Below are 17,115 nucleotides of genomic sequence, written 5' to 3'. Positions count from 1 at the left end.
TGCGAGGTTACGGCGTTTTCAGCAGATTCCGCAGTGCCACCTCGAAGCCCTCGGTCGAGAAAGGCTTCAGGAGCTTCGGCACGGAGCGGAAGCGGTCCGGCAGGGCATCGTCCGAACTGTAGCCGGTCGCCAGCATGAAGGGTATGCCGCGCGACGCTAGGGCATCGGCGACGTCCCAGGATGGCGTACCGTTGAGATCGACGTCCAGCACGGCGGCGTCGATGACCTCGCTCCTGGCGAGCCTGAGCGCAGGTCCGACCCGGGACGCCGGACCCACCACTTCGCAGCCCGCTTCCTCCAGCAGGTTCTGGATCTGCATCGCGACGAGGCCGGAGTCCTCCACCAGCAGGATGCGGCTGGGAAGGACCGGCTCCGCTTCCATCCGGGGACCGGCTGCCGTCATCGATACCTGCGGGGTCCGTTCCCAATCGACGACATGCTCGACCGGGATGCGGACATGGCACCGGACACCGTCCGCCGCGAAGACCAGCCTGCTTTCGCCATCGACTTCGTAGGCGAGGCTCTTCTCGATCACGATCCGGCCGAAACCGCGGCGTGTCGGCGGCGAAACCGGAGGACCGCCGCGTTCGATCCAGTCGAGCGTGAAAGTCGCTCCCTCGCCGTTCTTGCCGCTCTCGTTCAAGGCCCAGGAGATGTCCACCATTCCATCGGGTACCGACAAGGCGCCGTATTTCGCCGCATTGGTGACCAACTCGTGGATGGCCATGCTGAGCGCCAAGGCGGCCTTCGGCCTCAGCATGACCTCCGGCCCGGTGAGTCGCGTGCGGATCGTCGCTCCTTCCACTCCCGCGGTGTGGGCGCGGGCTTCTTCCTCCAGCAGGCTGCGCAGGTCCGCGCCCTCCCAGCGGCTCTGGGTCAGCAGACTGTGAGCATGGGCCATCGCCCGCAGGCGATGACCGAAGGAGGCGGTGAAGCCGTTCAGCATCTCGGAGGCGGCGCCCGTGACGGCATCGCCACCGCTTCCGCCGCTGGCCGAGGCGTATTGGACCAGCGCCTGGATGTTTGCCAGCGTGTTCTTGACCCGGTGGTCCAGTTCCGCCAGCAGCAGTTCCTGCCGCTGCCGGGACAGCTCGCGTTCCCGCGCCACTTGGTCGACCCGCTGGAGCACGACCTCCAGCAGCGTGGTTCTCAGGGTTTGGGCCGCCGTGATTTCAGCCTCGCTCCAGGGCACGGCCCTGAAACGCACCTGTTCGACCCAGGCATCGAAGGAGCGCCGGGGAGACAGACGGAGTTCGCCCGGCTTCGTTTCCACCGGCTTGTTTGGATTGCCGGCCCAGGTCACGGTCCGGAGGACTTCGGGCCGGAACCAGAAGATGTAGTCGCGCGGACTGCGCGACACCGAAAGCACGAGCACGCCGCAGGCCTGCTCGGCCATGTCGTACCCGTCTTCCCAGACCAAAGGCAAGCGGTCGGTCGCCCAGACGCCCGGCGCATTGCTGGTAGTCAGCCATTCCGCCAGCTTCTTGATCTTCCCTTCATCGGGCGTCGTTCCGATCGACGAGTACCTGCCGTCCAACCACAGGGCGACGCCGCTTGACGGCAGATAATCCTGGAGGTTCGGCTGATGCTGGACAAGGCCGTGGACGATGTCCGGTTCGCCGGAGATCACGGCGACCAGCCGGTCGTGGATGTCGCGCATGCGCATCGCCTCTTCCAGCGTATCGGCCTTGATCCTGGCTTCGAGCTGGAAGGAGAACATCTGGGCGAACAGTTCGCAGGCGGCTCTTAGGCCGGGCGCCAGATGTCTCGGCTGGTCGTGATGGCAGGCGAACAGGCCCCACAGCTTGCCGCCCCGCATGATCGAGACCGACATGGAAGCACGCACGCCCATATTGGCCAGATATTCCAGATGGAGCGGCGAAACGCTGCGGAGAGCGCAGTGGGACAGGTTGACCGGTGCTCCGGTAAGGGGACTGAGGGTTGGAGCCAGCGGCGCCGGCTGGTACCGCGCGTCGACGATCAGGCGCAGCCAGTTGCGGCTGTACAGGTCCCGCGCCTGCGCCGGAATATCGGACGCCGGGAAATGCAGATCCAGATATGTACCGATCTCTCCTTTCCGGGCTTCCGCGAAGACATGGCCGCTGTCATCCTCGTTGAAGCGGTAGACCATGACGCGGGCGAACCCCGTCGCTCGCTGGACCTCCTCGGCCGCACGCTGACAGAAGTCCTTGAGGCCGCCGGCATCCTGTACCGATGCCAGCATCGTCTGGACCAACCCCAGCGGCCCGCCCGGCAGCGGGGGAGCGGACTTCACGGGCTCCATCTCGACGATCATGCCCGCTTCGCCGGCATGGACGGCGGCGTCGAACCTCTGTCCGACCGCCGTCACCTCGAAGCTGAAAAGGTTCTCCGACCGGGGGCCGTGACTGGCGCGCGTCAGGATGTCCCTGATGACCTGGATCGCGTCGGCGCTGACCAGGGCTCCGAACTCGACGCCCAGCAGGTCCTCCGCCGTCAGCCCCAGCAGGACGTCGGTCGGTCCCGCCGCCTGAAGGATGACCAGGCTTTCCGGGTGAAGGACTACCAGGATGCCGTGCGGCTGGATCGATCCGGGTATTTCGATCGGTTCGCGATCGCAATTGGTCAAATCCGCCGTGCCGAACGATGGGTTCGTTACGACCATACAACAACCCCCGGTAAGTTCTTATAGACTGATATCAGTGGCTATCAGCGGCACCGATCATAACCCACCAGCCAGGAATTAACACGCCGACGCATATAAAGAGGTAAAGACGGTCAATATTCGCAACGGCTTAACGTTTAAGCGAAATTTTATTAGCTTTTTGGTTTGTAAAGATTCGGACTCGGGCCGGTAGGACGTGCACCAGGACATGGGGAGCAAGCCTACCTGTCGATACAAACAAGTGATTAGAATCAACAAGCTTCGTAGATAATAGAGTTTAAGACGCAAATCTCTTAAAAAATGGATCGTTCCCGCTATGCCGATTTTAGAACACGGCTATGAGATGTCCGCCAAACGCTATGAATCCTGTTATAAATTTGTTACCATATCGGCCTGTTGATGACTTACGGAACAGGAGTTCAGGTGGTCGAAAACCGCTAAACTCTTGAAAAACGATGAGGAAGGCTTATCTGTTGTCTGTTCGTCGGGGCTTTTGAGCCCATTTCGCAGCGACGAACTTTCCCGGAAATCCCGACCTATCGATCCGGTGGATGTGATTTTCAAAAATCGCCCTCCTTCAAGGGGCGATTTTGTCGCGTCCATGCGGTTCTGGTGGTCAGGGTGGGACATGTCGACGGAAGAGGAGGCTCGACGAATGACGTTATTGAACATTGCGCAGAGCGGCGGCGGCATGGGCCGCTACCTTGAGGAAGCCAAACGCTTTCCCATGCTGAGGCCCGATCAGGAGCAGGATCTGGCGCTGGCATGGCGTGACCGCAGGGACGAGGAAGCGTTGCGGCAACTGACCGGCAGCCATCTGCGGCTGGTGATCAAGATCGCCCGCGGTTTCGCCGGCTATGGCCTGCCTGCGTCGGAACTGATCGCGGAAGGCAATGTCGGCCTGATGCAGGCGGCGCAGAAATTCGATCCCGACCGCGGCTTCCGATTCGCGACCTACGCGATCTGGTGGATCAGGGCCTCGATCCAGGAATACATCCTGCACAACTGGTCGATGGTCAAGATGGGCACGACCGCCGCCCAGAAGAAGCTGTTTTTCAACCTCCGCCGGCTCAAGGGCAGGATGGAGGAACTGGAGCAGGGCGACCTCTCGCCGGAAACGGTCACGAGCATCGCGACCGAGCTGGATGTTCCCGAAACCGAAGTGGTCGAGATGAACCGCCGGCTGTCGATGGGTGACAGTTCCCTCAACGCGGCTGTCGGCGGCGAAGGCGACACCGACTGGCTCGACCTTCTGTCGGACGAGCGTCCGACCCAGGAAGCGGTGGTCGCCGAAGCCGATGAGATGGCGCTGCGCCGCCGCCTGCTCGGCCAAGCGCTGGAGAAGCTGAACGACCGCGAGCGCCAGATCCTGCTGGAACGCCGGCTTGCCGAAGAACCGGCTACGCTGGAGGTGCTTGGCGAACGATACGACGTATCGCGCGAGCGCATCCGTCAGATCGAGGCCCGCGCCTTCGAGAAGCTTCAGAAGGCTGTCCTGAACGCCTCCCAGGCGCTCCGCAAGCCCGTCCGCCAGCCGATGCTGGCGGCGGGCTGAAGGCCCAGGTCCATTATTTTGTGACTCGTTCCGACTCGATTTGAAGATAGCCGGCTCAGATACGGACCGAGGATGTGCTGAACGCTTCGGTCACCGGTTTCTGAACATAGCCTTGCAGGACGACCGCCGAGCCGACGGCCAGAAGGACGGCGGTGAGGATGCCGAGAAAAAAGGCTTTCATGACTGGCTTTCTCCCTGAAGCGAGTGGGGCTGGCACTTCGACGGCGAAGCCTGCCCCTTTATCGTGAACAATACGCTTTGAATGCGCTTGATGCAATCGCACGCCGCCCATTGCGCCCGAACCCAGTCTCCGGCATAGCTTCTCCGGCATAACTGCGGTTCCGCGATCACAGCGCCAGGGGAACTCCCTTCATGACCGACGTTCCGGCCGTCACCGCTCCGGCCCGGCCCTATGGCCACGGCGTCACGCTGGCCCAGGCGTTACGGGTCTGGATGCGAATCGGCCTGCTGAGCTTCGGCGGGCCGGCGGGGCAGATCGCCATGATGCACAGGGTGCTGGTGGAGGAGTTGCGCTGGATCGGTGAGACCCGTTTCCTGCACGCGCTGAACTACTGCATGCTGCTGCCGGGACCGGAAGCCCAGCAGCTCACCGTTTACATCGGCTGGCTGATGCACCGGACGCTCGGCGGACTGATCGCCGGCGTGCTGTTCGTGCTGCCCGGCGTCGTCTCGATCATGGCTTTGAGCTGGATCTATGCCGGTTTGGGCAACGTTCCGCTGGTGGCGGCGCTGTTCTTCGGCCTCAAGGCGGCGGTGCTGGCCATCGTGCTTCAGGCGGTGGTGCGGCTGGGAAACAAGGCGTTGAAGAACGGCGCCATGGTCGGCATCGCGGCAGCCGCCTTCGCCGCCATCTTTCTGTTCGACCTGCCGTTCCCGCTGATCGTGCTGGGAGCCGGGGTGATCGGCTTCCTCGGCGGCCGTTCCGGGCTGCGCGCCTTCCAGGTAGGTGGCGGCCATGCCTCCGCCGGAGGCAAGCCTGTCGCGGATGCGGAGACCCTGCTGGGGGAGGAGACGCCGGACCATGCCCGCCCGTCGCTGGCTTGGTCGTTGAGGATTTCGGCAATCTGCCTCGTCCTCTGGTTCGGACCGATCCTGATGCTCGGACTGTCGCTGGGCTGGGACAGCGTCTATGCGCAGATAGCGCTGTTCTTCTCGAAGATGGCTGTCGTCACCTTCGGAGGCGCCTATGCCGTGCTGGCCTATGTGGCCCAGCAGGCGGTAGAGAACTACGGCTGGCTCCAGCCGGGCGAGATGCTGGACGGCTTGGGCATGGCGGAAACGACGCCGGGGCCGCTCATCATGGTGCTCCAGTTCGTCGGCTTCATGGGAGCCTTCCGCGATCCCGGCGGCCTGCCGCCGCTACTGGCGGGCACTCTGGCGGGGCTGCTGGCAACCTGGGTCACCTTCGTCCCATGCTTCCTGTGGATCTTCCTCGGAGCGCCCTTCGTAGAATCATTGCGCGGCAACCGCGCCCTGACGTCGGCGCTGAGCGCCATCACGGCGGCGGTCGTCGGCGTCATCCTCAACCTCGCGATCTGGTTCGCGCTGCACACCCTGTTCAGGGAGGTAAGGGAGGTCCAGATCGCCGGAATGTCGATCGACTGGCCGGTTGCGGCTACCATCGATCTCGCCGCGCTGGTGCTGACCGCTGCGGCTGTCGTGGCCATCTTCCGCTTCAAGGCCGGCGTCCTGCCCGTCATCGGCGGGTGCGCGGCAGCGGGAGTGCTGCTGCACCTGATCTCGTGAACGCGGATCGGGCCGTGGAGCAATCCCCACGGCCCGCCGCTTGTCTGACTTATTCGGCGGCGGCTTACTCGGCGGCAGCAGCCGCCTGACCACGATGGCGGCCCTCGCCGATCTCCTCGATCAGCTTGGCGCAGAAGGCCGGCAGATCCTTCGGCGTGCGGCTGGTCACGAGACCCTTGTCGGTCACCACTTCCTGGTCGAGCACGGTGGCCCCGGCATTGGTCAGATCGACCCGGATCGGCGTCACGGCGGTCAGCGTCCTGCCCTTGACCAGACCGGCGCTGATGAGGACCTGCGGTCCGTGGCAGATGGCGCCGACCGGCTTGCCGGCCTTGAAGAACTCGCGGACGAACTGGAGCGCCGCCTCGTTGGTGCGCAGTTCATCCGGATTGTAGAGGCCGCCGGGGATCAAGAGCGCGTCGTAATCATCGGCCTTGGCCTCGCTAAGGGCGCGGTCCACGGTGACGTTCTCGCCGGGATCGAGGTGCTTAAAACCCCGGATCGAGCCTTGTTCAGGCGACACGACATGCACGGTGGCGCCGGCGTTCTTCAAGGCCTTTTGCGGTTCGGTCAGTTCAGTCTGCTCGAAGCCATGAGTAGCCAGAATAGCGACCTTGCGGCCATCAATGGACTGAGCCATCTTGTTCCTCCAAATCATGTCGATGCCCAGCATCATTCTTGTTCTAGTCTACAGAGATTCAGTGAATGATGCTGGCTGAGTGCGTCGCGATCTTGCGCGTTGCCCTTGTCAACAGAATTGGGGCCGGTTTCGATATGATCAAGGGGGAAATATTTCGGTTTAGGGAAGGGAACTTTTACCTGTCTCCTGCGGCGAGACGGGCAGGTGCATTGATCCGCCGCAACGGTTAACATCCCGGCGCGCCTTGTAAAGAAGGCGGCGACATTGCGGAAGGACGGCGAACTCCATGCTGCTGGCGATAGGTGACGGCGCCCTGGACGCGCTGCTGGCCCAGGATGCCCCGACGGGTGACCTGACCACCCACGCGCTCGGCATCGGCCGGGCTGCCGGGAGGATCACCTACGCCGCGCGGGCCGACATGGTGCTGTGCTGCGCCGAGGAGGCAGCCCGCATGTTGGAGCGTGTCGGCGTGGCGCCGGACCTGCGTTACGGCAGCGGCGACAGGATCGCCGCCGGAACGGTCTTTCTGGAGGGACGAGGACCCGCTGCGGGTATCCATCTCGCTTGGAAGGTATCGCAGACTTTGGTGGAATATGCCTCCGGCATCGCGACCCGGACCCGCAGGATCGTCGAGGTGGCACGGGCCGAAGCGCCGAATATCGCCGTCGCCTGTACCCGCAAGAACTTCCCCGGCACCAAGGAGATCAGCGTCAAGGCGGTGCTGGCCGGAGGCGCCCAGATGCACCGGCTGGGATTGTCCGAAACGCTGCTGGTCTTCCCCGAGCACGCCGTCTTCCTGGATGGCACGACGGATTTTCATGGGCTGAAGCGCCGGCATCCGGAAAAGAAGCTGGTGGTGGAAGTATCGTCCGTCGAGGCTGCCATGGCGGCGGCGGAAGCCGGCGCCGACGTGCTGCAACTGGAGAAGCTGCCCCCCGAAGCCGTGGCCGACGTAGTCCGGCGCGTGTCCTCGTTGCCGTCGCGGCCCCTTGTCGCCGCCGCCGGCGGCATCAGCGAGACCAATGCCGCCGCCTACGCCGCCACGGGATGCGCCGTGCTGGTGACGTCGGCTCCGTACTTCTCCGGGCCGATGGACGTGAAGGTGGTCATTTCCCGTATCGAAAACTCCGCTGGAGAACGGCCATGACCGGTAACCTAGGCTGGCTCGCCCTCGCCTCCGCCTTCCTGCTGGCGACCCATTTCGGCATCGCCAGCACGGGCCTGCGCGCCACGCTGATCGGGAAGATCGGCGAGGGCGGCTACCGCGCCGTCTATTCGCTGATCTCGCTGGCGGCCTTCGTCTGGCTGGTCATGGCCTATGGCGCGGCTCCCCTGATGCCGGTGTGGTTTCCCGATACATGGATGTGGTTCGTGCCGCTGGCGGTGATGCCGCTGGCCTTCCTGCTGCTGGTCGGCGGCGTCAGCACTCCCAATCCCACGGCGGTCGGCCAGGAAAAGTTGCTGGAGCAGGAGTTGGGGCCGCGCGGCGTGCTGAAGATCACCCGCAATCCGGTGATGTGGGGTATCGGCCTGTGGTCGCTGGCCCACATGGTGCCGAACGGCGACTGGGCATCGCTGCTGTTCTTCGGCACGCTGGCCGTGCTGGCGCTGCTCGGCTCCGTCCTGATCGACGCCAAGAACGCCGCGCGCCATGGCGACGCCTGGACCCGCTGGACCCAGCTAAGCTCCAACATCCCGTTCGTGGCCTTGATCCAGGGCCGCCAGGACCTGGGCATCACGATCCGCGAGATCGGCTGGGTCCGGCTGGCGGTGGCCCTGGTGCTGTACGCCGGTCTGCTGCACGGCCATAGCTGGTTGTTCGGGGTATCGCCGCTGCCGCCGGTGTGAATGTCGTTGACGGTTAGCTGACGGCAGGCCTACAAATAAGATCAAGGCATTGATCTTATTTGTAGGCTGGATATGGAACAGATCACCGATACCGAGATCCGTCGCCGTCTGGCCTTCGACAATCCGTGGTGGACAGCCGGAGTCGGCATCGACCGGGAATACCGGGCTTGGCCGCGACGGGCCTATTTCAAGGCTTTCTACGATCTGGTCGAACGCCGCTCACCCCGCCGCGCCGTTGTCCTGATGGGACCGCGACGGGTCGGCAAGACCGTGATGATCAATCAGGCGATTCAGAGCCTGCTCGATGGCGGCGTCGTGGGTTCGTCGATCTTCTATGTCTCGCTCGATACGCCGCTGTACACCGGCCTGTGGATGGAGAAGCTGCTCAACCTGTTCATGGACGAACACGGCCATGGTCCAGGCGCCGAGCTGTTCGTCTTCTTCGACGAGGTGCAATATCACCCCGATTGGGAGCGGCATCTGAAGTCGCTGGTGGACTCGTTTCGAGACGTGAAGTTCACGGTTTCCGGCTCGGCTGCGGCAGCCTTGCGGCTCAAGAGCCAGGAGTCCGGGGCTGGACGGTTCACCGACTATCACCTGCCGCCGCTGAGCTTTTCGGAGTTCCTGGATTTCCGAGGTCATGGCGCTGGAACATTTTGGGAAACTGAAAAACTCAATACCGAGTTCATCGACTATATCAATTTTGGCGGCTTTCCTGAAGCGATCATGGACGAGGCGGCACGTTCCGATATGTCGCGCTATATCGCCAACGACATCGTTGACAAGGTGTTGCTGCGGGACCTTCCAAGCCTCTATGGCATTGCCGATGTGCAAGAGTTAAAGCGTCTCCTGACCATGCTGGCCTATAACACTGGCAACGAGATCAGCTATGAAAATCTTAGCAAGGAGTCTGGTATTGCCAAAAACACGCTACGGAAATATCTCGAATACCTTGAAGCCGCCTTCCTGATCCTCAGACTACATCGGATTGATCATAATGCTGCACGGTTTAAACGCGAATCCTGCTTCAAGATCTATCTGACGAATCCCAGTCTGCACACAGCCTTGTTTGGCCCTGTTTCCGACGATGAGGACGCACGTCTTGGCCGCTTGGTCGAGACAGCCATCGTAAGCCAAATCGCGCAGGGACCCAATTTCTCAGACTGGCATTATGCTCGTTGGGACAAAGGCGAGGTTGATCTCGTTCAGTTATCAACCATGACTCAGAAGCCAATTAGCGCAATAGAGATCAAGTGGAGCGATCGTATTGCTCAACCGCCCTATGAGGGCATCAGGCATGTCGAGAGCTTCTGCGAAAAGAATGGGCTATCTATTGGTTTAATTTTAACTAAAACTGCTTGGTTTGAGTTGGATAGATCTCGTATAGAACTTAATTTTATGCCAAACAGTCTCTATGCTACTATGGCTGGAGTAGATGGTATTCCTAATGCTATCAAAAAGCGTTTAGCCGCAGCATTTGCTGAGGCAGGGCAATCTTAAGAGTGCCCCCTGTTCCATGATGTATATTAGGTATGCTTGGTATATGAGAGACTTCAAACTTTAAGATTTTCTGAATTGTTTCTGTGGCGGTTCTCCGGCGACCAATCCGGATTTTGGAGTTGCTCCAGGGTATAAGGGCATTCTTACGGGAGTGCCGCTTCTACCATGCAGTCGTCCTGAAGCGCATCGTCACAGCCGTCGAGCCATGCATCCGTCAGGATGATCTGTGGATAGGATAAGAGGCTGGGATGGCTAGCGATCTTGTCGTTCAGGTGACGTCGGGCCTTGCGTACCGATGCGCGCCACTTCGTCCATGAGCCGGTATCAGGTGAATGCTCAAGCTTGAGCAGGTGTTCGATCACGGCCGCCAAGTCGCATCGGATCGAGTCCTTGATCAAACCGCCTAACTGTTCAAGCTCATCGGCAAGGTGCTCCCAATCCAGCGGAGCGTCGATCCGGTCCCGCTGGGCACGTCTCAAAGCCGCCGCTTGATCCTGGGTCCAGGCGAAGAAGTCGTGGTCGTATAGGGTGGGGGGATCGGCCATGTCCGTCCCCCCGTGGTCGCTGCTCAGCTACCCTTCGCCATCGCGCCCAGGCGCAGGCGCAGCGCGTTCAGCTTGATGAAGCCTTCGGCGTCTTTCTGGTTGTAGACGGAGTCGGCTTCGAAGGTCACGTAGTCCAGGCGGTACAGGGAGTTCGGGGACTTGCGACCGACGACGCTGGCCTGACCCTTGAACAGCTTCAGGCGGACGGTGCCGTTGACCTGTTGCTGGGTCGAGTCGATCAGGGCCTGGATCGCCAGACGCTCGGGGCTGAACCAGAAGCCGTTGTAGATCAGCTCGGCGTAGCGGGGCATCACGTCGTCCTTCAGGTGCATCGCACCTCGGTCGAGCGTGATGCTCTCGATGCCGCGGTGGGCAGCCAGAAGGATGGTGCCGCCGGGGGTTTCGTAGACACCACGGCTCTTCATGCCGACGAACCGGTTCTCGACCAGATCGAGACGGCCGATGCCGTTCTGGCCGCCAAGCTCGTTGAGCTTGGTCAGCACCTGCGCCGGCGACAGCGCCACGCCGTCGACCGCGACGGCGTCGCCGTGCTTGAACTCGACCTCGACATAGGTCGGGGTGTCCGGAGCCTTTTCCGGAGCGATCGAGCGGGTGAACATGTCCTCGTCCGGCTCGACCCACGGGTCTTCGAGCGCCTTGCCCTCATACGAGATGTGCAGCAGGTTGGCGTCGGTCGAGTAAGGGGCCTCTCCGCGCTTGTCCTTGGCGATCGGGATCTGGTGCTGCTCGGCGTAGTCCAGCAGGCGGGTGCGGCTGTTCAGGTCCCACTGGCGCCAGGGGGCGATCACCTTGATGTCGGGCTTGAGGGCGTAGTAGCCCAGTTCGAACCTGACCTGATCGTTGCCCTTGCCGGTGGCGCCGTGGGCGACGGCGTCGGCTCCGACCTCGTTGGCGATCTCGATCTGGCGCTTGGCGATCAGCGGCCGGGCGATCGAGGTGCCGAGCAGATACGTTCCCTCGTACAGCGTGTTGGCGCGGAACATCGGGAAGACGAAGTCGCGGACGAATTCCTCGCGCAGGTCGTCGATATAGATGTTGCCCGGCTTGACGCCCAGCAGCTCGGCCTTGGCACGGGCGGGCTCCAGCTCCTCGCCCTGGCCGATATCGGCGGTGAAGGTCACCACCTCGCAGCTGTAGGTTTCCTGCAGCCAGCGCAGGATGACGGAAGTATCGAGGCCGCCCGAATAGGCCAGCACGATTTTTTTGATGTCGCCGCTCATGTGGGTGCCCGTACAGTCCGAGTGTTTCAGTCCGAGAGTTGCTGTGCGAGGTGTCGCAAAACCGCCGGGACATTAGGGCTATCCGCGCCGGGCCGCAAGGCTGTCCGTTTTGTCATATGACGGAACCGGCCCCTGATGGACCGGTCCCTGACGGAACCGGCCCCTGATGGACCGGTCCCTGACGGAACCGGTCTCGCGCAACAAACCGGTCGCGGGGCCGGTTTGACTCCGGCAGGATATCGTTCCTGAATTTCCATTGTGACAAGGTACGGTGTCGCCATGAAAACGGCTTTGGTAATCGGCGTGCTCGTCGCCCTTCTGGGGGCGGCCCTGGTGTTCGGCATCGCGGGCTGGACGCTCGACGGCGCCGACGTGACCATCAGCCCTCACGGGATGCTGGCGCTGATCCTGGGCGGCGTCGGTACCCTGGCGCTGGGCGGAGGGCTGATGTTCCTGGTGTTCTACAGCAACCGGCGCGGCTATGACGACGCGGTGGACGACCGGCCGCATGGCCGGAGCAGGCGCGGACCGCACGGCTCCTGGACGAGCTATGACGATCCGAAGCCCTGAGGAAACCTTCCAAACCGTCTTTACCCGTGGGGTTCTGGGGTCCAGCCCTTGTGCTTGGCTTCTTCGTATCGGGGCCAGCGCACATAGGCGAACAGCCAGATCGCCAGCACGTTCAGGCCGGGCAGCACCAGCAGCAGCACCCACAGCGGCTTGATTCCAAGCCGCGCCAGCAGGAACGATCCGGCGGCCAGCGTCCATGTCAGCATGATGCCGATCACGATCAGCGACACGTTGGGATCGGTGTTGCGGAAGAAGGTGACGGTTTCGATCAGGTTGTCCATGACTTGTACCTTCTCCCTCAAGCCGTCCGGGGCTTCTTGCGTGGCGGCGGCTCGGGCTTCGGCGGCATCGTCGGCCATTTGGAATGGAACAGCACCAGCAGCACCAGCAACTGGCCGAGCAGCGGGATGACGACCGAGACGAAGGTCAGCAGCGACCAGACCGGGTTCAGGCCGGCGCGGATGAAGATCCGCCACAGCGGCCAGAGCGAGGCGAGGCTGAGGATTAGGTTGAACCAGAACGGGTCGAGAAAGTACTGCACGGCGGTCTGTCCAACCTGAGTTATCCGTTGGGCCACGGCCCAACCTACGAGTGCTTGTCTGGTAGGTTGGGCCGTGGCCCAACACCGTTGCTAAAGCGTCAGTTCAGCTTCCTTCTCCGCCACCATCAGCGCCACGGCGGCACGGGCCGCCGCTTCCTCGGCCAGCCGGTCGGACGCGCGCTGCTTGACGCTGTCAGACTTCAACTGGCCGCAGGCGGCCATGATGTCCTCGCCGCGCGGGGTGCGCACGGGGCTGGCGAAGCCGGCGTTGTTGATATAGTCGCCGAACGCCTGGATCGACGCGTTGGTCGAGCGCTCGAACGGCGCTCCCGGCCACGGATTGAACGGAATCAGGTTGATCTTGGACGGGATGTCCTTTAGCAGCCGGACCAGTTCGCGCGCGTCGGCAAGGCTGTCGTTGACACCCTTCAGCATGACGTATTCGAAGGTGATTCGCCGCGCGTTGTTGATGCCAGGATAGGTCCGGCAGGCGTCCAGCAGTTCCTTGATCGGATATTTCCGGTTCAGCGGCACGATCCGGTCACGCAGCTCGTCGTTGACGGCATGCAGGCTGACCGCAAGATTGACGTTCAACTCTTCCCCGCATCGCCGCATCATCGGCACGACGCCCGAAGTCGACAGGGTGATCCGCCGCTTGGAAATGGCGATGCCTTCGCCATCCATCACGATCTTCAGCGCCTTAGCGACGTTGTCGTAGTTATAGAGCGGCTCGCCCATGCCCATCATGACGATGTTGGTCAGCATGCGGCCTTCCTTGGGCGCCGGCCACTCGCCCAGCCGGTCGCGGGCATGCATGATCTGGCCGACGATCTCCGAAGGCTCCAGGTTGCGGACAAGCCGCTGGGTGCCGGTATGGCAGAACCGGCAGGTCAGCGTGCAACCGACCTGGGAAGAAACGCACAGGGTGCCGCGGTCTTCTTCCGGGATATGGACCGTCTCGAACTGCTGGCCGTCGGCCATCTTGAGCAGCCACTTGGCCGTGCCGTCCGACGACTTCAGGTCGCGGCTGACTTCCGGCCGGTCGATGAAGAAGTGTTCAGCCAGCTGCTCGCGCACCGGCTTGGCCAGCGTCGTCATCACGTCGAACGTCGTGGCGCCGCGATGATAGAGCCAGTGCCAGATCTGGCGCGCCCGAAACGCCGGCAGGCTCAACGCGTTAAGCTCGGCCGCGAGTTCATCGCGGTCGAGCCCGATCAAATTCCGGCGCCCGTCAGCCCTCGAGGCCGCCGGCGCGAACATACTTGCATGACTTGAAACACCCATGGCGCGCTAGATGGGGGTTTTCAGCGGTTCTGTCAAATGCTGCGTGGCCGAAAGACACCCCGAAGCCGCGTAAACAGGGGCGATGCTGCCCCACGTCTTCATCGCTTGACGTTGCAGGCCTTGTTGATCGCGTCATAGGCGGCCGACGTGCCGGAGAGGCTGTAGGTGTCGGTCGTGGCGGTGCCGCGATTCGAGGTGCCCTTGATGACCATGGCGGACCCCGTACGGATCGCTTCGACCAGGGACTTGTCGGTCCGCTCGTCGCGTGCCCAGGCGGTGTCGCCGTCGGTGAACAGCTTGAAGTTCTGGTTGCCGACGGAAACCGTCGCTTCGCTGTTGGGCTGATAGGTATAGCCGGTGGTCACGCTCACCACGTCCAGGCTCTTTTCCGCCGGACGATGGGTGATCAGCACATAGATGTCGCCGCGCTGCTTGTAATTGCCTTCGTCCTTTTTGGGACGGCTCGACATGTAGCAGACCTTGTTGCCGTTCTCCTCGTACGAGAAGGCGTTCCAGTCGCGGAACGAGCCGAGCAACTGCGGCTCCGCCGCCATGGCGGTGCCGGAAGAGGCAAGCGCTGCGATAGCGAGGCAGAGTGCGGGAGCGAGGCTGGCGTAACGGGAGAACGTGTATCGGCGGGTCATTGTGCAGGTGCGAAATGGTATCGGCATGGCGCCACACTATACAGGTTGAGGGAGGATTTCCAGCGCCCGTAGCGCCATTTGTCTGTGCTTAACTCCGTTGTGCCCTCATTTGGAAAAATTTCCGTTAACCAGTGATCCGATATAGCGGTCTTGCCGTAGAAATGGCTATGGAACGCGCATGAACTTCACGGCCGCCGGCAGGGAGCCGCCGGCCGGGCTCATCGCGGGGCTTGTTCCGTCAAGCGTCTTCGCCTCCAATGGGAAAATGCCCGATGTCCCGTCCCCGGCCGCCCTGGATGGCCGATCGTCAGACGAACTTCTGGTCGCGATCGCACGCGATCGGGACAAGGACGCTTTCGGCCTGCTGTTCGGCCGGATGGGACCGCGGCTCAAGGCCTATCTGCTGCGCTCGGGCATCGCGCCGTCGCAGGCGGACGAATTGGTGCAGGAGGTGATGCTGATGGTCTGGCACAGGGCCGATACGTTCGATCCGGCGCGTGCCATGGCATCCACCTGGATCTTCACGATCGCCCGCAACAAGCGGATCGACGCCGCAAGGCGCGACCGCCGCCCTGAATTCGATCCGGAAGACCCGGCGCTGGTGCCCGATCAGCCTGCCGCCGCCGACCGGTCGATCGAGCAGGCGGAAGCATCCGCGCGGCTGCGTGACGCCATCGCGAAACTCCCCGCCGAACAGGCGGACCTTCTGCGGCTGGCCTATTTCGAAGACCAGCCGCATTCGGCGATCGCCCGGCACAAGGGACTGCCGCTCGGTACCGTCAAGTCGCGCCTCCGCCTCGCCCTGGAGCGGTTGCGGCGGGAATTGGCAGGAAGCTGATGGATAGCCGTTGATGCTCCCGGTCCATCACCCGAGCCTGGAACTGCTGCTCGACTACGCCGCCGGCTCCACCGGAGAAGCCGCCGGCTTGGCGCTCGCGACCCATCTGGCGCTTTGTCCCGAGTGCCGCGAGGTGGTGGCGCAGTTCGAGTCGTTGGGCGGCGCCCTGCTGGAGGCGATCGAACCGGCTGCCGTGCCGTCCGAGGCGCTGGACAACCTGCTGGCGCGGCTGGACGAGCCGGTTCCGGTTCCGGTTCCGGTTCCGGACCGCCGGTCTCCGGCTGACGACGCTACGCTTGGCCCAGTGCCTCAGCCGCTGCGGGGTTACATCGGCCAGGATCTTGAAACGATCCGCTGGAAGCGGGTCATGCGAGGCGTCGAGCAGGCCGATATCGCCGTCGGCAGGGGCCGTACCGGCAACGTCCGGGCGCGACTGCTGCGGATCGGCCCTGGCGTCAGGGTTCCACGTCATACCCATGCCGGCACCGAGATGACGCTCGTGCTTGCCGGCGGCTTCAGCGATGGGGACAAGCAATACCAGCGCGGAGACTTCAGCTTCTGCGACAGGGAAACCGATCACAGCCCCGTGGCCGACGACGATGGCGAATGTCTCTGCCTGACGGTGATCGACGCGCCGCTTCGCCTGACGGGACCGCTGATGCGGCTGCTGAACCCGTTCATAAGGTTCTGAGCTCCGGGTTCGAAGCATCGGGCATCACCGGCAGGCTCGCCAGCGGCCCATGTCCAGGTGGAAGTGGTCGCGGTGGGCTGCGTTGTAGTCGGGACCGAGCACCGCGTTGAAGAAGCGGCAGGCGCCGTCGTTGACCTCGCGGAGAAAGGCGGCTTCGGCCCCACGGTTGCCGTCCCAGTGACGCGCCAGCGAGACGATCCGGCCATCTTCCAGCACGAACCCCCGGATGTCGATCGCGTTGGCCGTCGCATGCTCGCTGCGCCGGCCCGCCTCGCGGCCATAGACGTTCCGGCAGCTGTAGGTGCCGACATGGTTGATCCGGGAGACTCCGGTCCCCAGGTGCCGGCGCGCCGCCGGGTCCAGCACGTGGCGCTCGAACAGGTGGAGTGCCGCCACCAGCGGACAGGTCGCGACGAACCTGTCGCTATAGGAGATGGAAGCCTGCTCGACACGCGCCGTATCCACCAGCCCGCAGCCGTTCTCGATCGCCCGTCGCGGCTGGGGAGTGAACCGGATGCCGGCCTGCTCCAGCGCCGCGAAGCAGGTCCCCGGCTCCTCACGGAGACCGGCAAGCTGGAGTCTGGTGAAAGCGCCCGGTTCCGCCGTCAGGTCCAGCGGCCCCCACGGGCTCCACGAAGGAGGCACCACGACGATACCAACATAGATCAAGGTGGTGGTGACGCCCGCCATGATCCCGATAAGAAAAACCAGCAACTTTCCCATGGCGAGTACATATGGATCTATGAATTCTCCGTTCCAGATCGGTCGGCAACGCTGTCGCTACTCGCCATGCTTCAGCCTTACGGC

The 17,115-nt window shown here is 62.9% G+C and carries 18 protein-coding genes; 8 read left to right on the top strand and 10 right to left on the bottom strand.

Annotated elements, in window-relative coordinates; genetic code table 11:
* Positions 1-7 precede the first annotated feature (7 nt).
* Entirely contained in the window at positions 8-2,644 is a 2,637-nt protein-coding gene (locus N826_RS10990) for a GAF domain-containing protein (RefSeq protein ID WP_044428643.1), read from the bottom strand.
* Positions 2,645-3,299: 655 nt separating this feature from the next.
* Between N826_RS10990 and rpoH the strand changes: the two genes are divergently transcribed.
* Entirely contained in the window at positions 3,300-4,199 is a 900-nt protein-coding gene (rpoH, locus tag N826_RS10985) for an RNA polymerase sigma factor RpoH (protein WP_044428640.1), read from the top strand.
* Between the two features lie 55 nt (positions 4,200-4,254).
* Here the strand turns inward: rpoH and N826_RS45700 are convergent, their stop codons facing one another.
* Positions 4,255-4,380, bottom strand: coding sequence for a hypothetical protein (locus N826_RS45700; protein WP_280178475.1), 126 nt, complete (start codon positions 4,378-4,380; stop codon positions 4,255-4,257).
* A gap of 191 nt (positions 4,381-4,571) precedes the next feature.
* Between N826_RS45700 and chrA the strand changes: the two genes are divergently transcribed.
* Positions 4,572-5,966 carry a chromate efflux transporter gene (gene chrA / locus N826_RS10980; protein WP_044428637.1) on the top strand — a complete coding sequence of 465 codons (1,395 nt, stop codon included), beginning with the start codon at positions 4,572-4,574 and terminating at the stop codon, positions 5,964-5,966.
* Between the two features lie 64 nt (positions 5,967-6,030).
* On the opposite strand, the gene N826_RS10975 is transcribed toward chrA, so the two are convergent.
* Positions 6,031-6,606 carry a type 1 glutamine amidotransferase domain-containing protein gene (locus tag N826_RS10975; protein WP_044428957.1) on the bottom strand — a complete coding sequence of 192 codons (576 nt, stop codon included), beginning with the start codon at positions 6,604-6,606 and terminating at the stop codon, positions 6,031-6,033.
* A 286-nt stretch (positions 6,607-6,892) separates the two neighbouring features.
* Between N826_RS10975 and modD the strand changes: the two genes are divergently transcribed.
* The 3 genes from modD to N826_RS10960 all read left to right on the top strand — a co-directional run bounded on the left by modD (position 6,893) and on the right by N826_RS10960 (position 9,954).
* Positions 6,893-7,753, top strand: coding sequence for a ModD protein (modD, locus tag N826_RS10970; RefSeq protein WP_044428635.1), 861 nt, complete (start codon positions 6,893-6,895; stop codon positions 7,751-7,753).
* On the top strand, positions 7,750-8,454 hold the full coding sequence (locus N826_RS10965; protein ID WP_044428633.1) for an NnrU family protein: 705 nt from the start codon (positions 7,750-7,752) through the stop codon (positions 8,452-8,454). The genes modD and N826_RS10965 overlap by 4 nt, the downstream gene beginning before the upstream one ends.
* Before the next feature lie 72 nt (positions 8,455-8,526).
* A complete protein-coding gene (locus tag N826_RS10960; protein ID WP_044428631.1) occupies positions 8,527-9,954 on the top strand; it encodes an ATP-binding protein in 1,428 nt (475 codons plus the stop codon).
* Between the two features lie 143 nt (positions 9,955-10,097).
* Here the strand turns inward: N826_RS10960 and N826_RS10955 are convergent, their stop codons facing one another.
* Together N826_RS10955 and N826_RS10950 are read right to left on the bottom strand one after the other, a co-directional pair.
* Positions 10,098-10,499 (bottom strand): DUF29 domain-containing protein, encoded by a 402-nt coding sequence (locus N826_RS10955; RefSeq protein ID WP_244619626.1) that lies wholly within the window; start codon positions 10,497-10,499, stop codon positions 10,098-10,100.
* Positions 10,500-10,522: 23 nt separating this feature from the next.
* Positions 10,523-11,740 carry an argininosuccinate synthase gene (locus tag N826_RS10950; protein ID WP_044428629.1) on the bottom strand — a complete coding sequence of 406 codons (1,218 nt, stop codon included), beginning with the start codon at positions 11,738-11,740 and terminating at the stop codon, positions 10,523-10,525.
* A gap of 279 nt (positions 11,741-12,019) precedes the next feature.
* Here N826_RS10950 and N826_RS10945 point away from each other — a divergent pair, with 279 nt between their 5' ends.
* Positions 12,020-12,310: a hypothetical protein gene (locus N826_RS10945; protein ID WP_186818093.1), complete on the top strand. Its 291-nt coding sequence runs from the start codon at positions 12,020-12,022 to the stop codon at positions 12,308-12,310.
* A gap of 20 nt (positions 12,311-12,330) precedes the next feature.
* Here N826_RS10945 and N826_RS10940 read toward each other — a convergent pair whose 3' ends face one another.
* The 4 genes from N826_RS10940 to N826_RS10925 all read right to left on the bottom strand — a co-directional run bounded on the left by N826_RS10940 (position 12,331) and on the right by N826_RS10925 (position 14,779).
* On the bottom strand, positions 12,331-12,591 hold the full coding sequence (locus N826_RS10940; RefSeq protein ID WP_044428627.1) for a hypothetical protein: 261 nt from the start codon (positions 12,589-12,591) through the stop codon (positions 12,331-12,333).
* Between the two features lie 17 nt (positions 12,592-12,608).
* Positions 12,609-12,851 (bottom strand): hypothetical protein, encoded by a 243-nt coding sequence (locus N826_RS10935; protein ID WP_044428626.1) that lies wholly within the window; start codon positions 12,849-12,851, stop codon positions 12,609-12,611.
* Between the two features lie 90 nt (positions 12,852-12,941).
* Positions 12,942-14,135: a dual-specificity RNA methyltransferase RlmN gene (gene rlmN, locus N826_RS10930; protein WP_044428625.1), complete on the bottom strand. Its 1,194-nt coding sequence runs from the start codon at positions 14,133-14,135 to the stop codon at positions 12,942-12,944.
* A 98-nt stretch (positions 14,136-14,233) separates the two neighbouring features.
* Positions 14,234-14,779 (bottom strand): invasion associated locus B family protein, encoded by a 546-nt coding sequence (locus N826_RS10925; protein ID WP_084720657.1) that lies wholly within the window; start codon positions 14,777-14,779, stop codon positions 14,234-14,236.
* 178 nt (positions 14,780-14,957) lie between these two features.
* Here N826_RS10925 and N826_RS10920 point away from each other — a divergent pair, with 178 nt between their 5' ends.
* Positions 14,958-15,617: a sigma-70 family RNA polymerase sigma factor gene (locus N826_RS10920; RefSeq protein WP_308518277.1), complete on the top strand. Its 660-nt coding sequence runs from the start codon at positions 14,958-14,960 to the stop codon at positions 15,615-15,617.
* A 13-nt stretch (positions 15,618-15,630) separates the two neighbouring features.
* Positions 15,631-16,308 (top strand): ChrR family anti-sigma-E factor, encoded by a 678-nt coding sequence (locus N826_RS10915; RefSeq protein WP_044428616.1) that lies wholly within the window; start codon positions 15,631-15,633, stop codon positions 16,306-16,308.
* Positions 16,309-16,332: 24 nt separating this feature from the next.
* Here N826_RS10915 and N826_RS10910 read toward each other — a convergent pair whose 3' ends face one another.
* Positions 16,333-17,031, bottom strand: coding sequence for an extensin-like domain-containing protein (locus N826_RS10910; protein WP_044428614.1), 699 nt, complete (start codon positions 17,029-17,031; stop codon positions 16,333-16,335).
* Positions 17,032-17,115 lie beyond the last annotated feature (84 nt).

The sequence above is a fragment of the Skermanella aerolata KACC 11604 genome (assembly GCF_000936425.1).
Classification (GTDB): Bacteria; Pseudomonadota; Alphaproteobacteria; order Azospirillales; family Azospirillaceae; genus Skermanella; species Skermanella aerolata.
The sequence above is the reverse complement of the archived record's forward strand: the minus strand, read 5'-3'. Positions and strand labels throughout refer to the sequence as shown.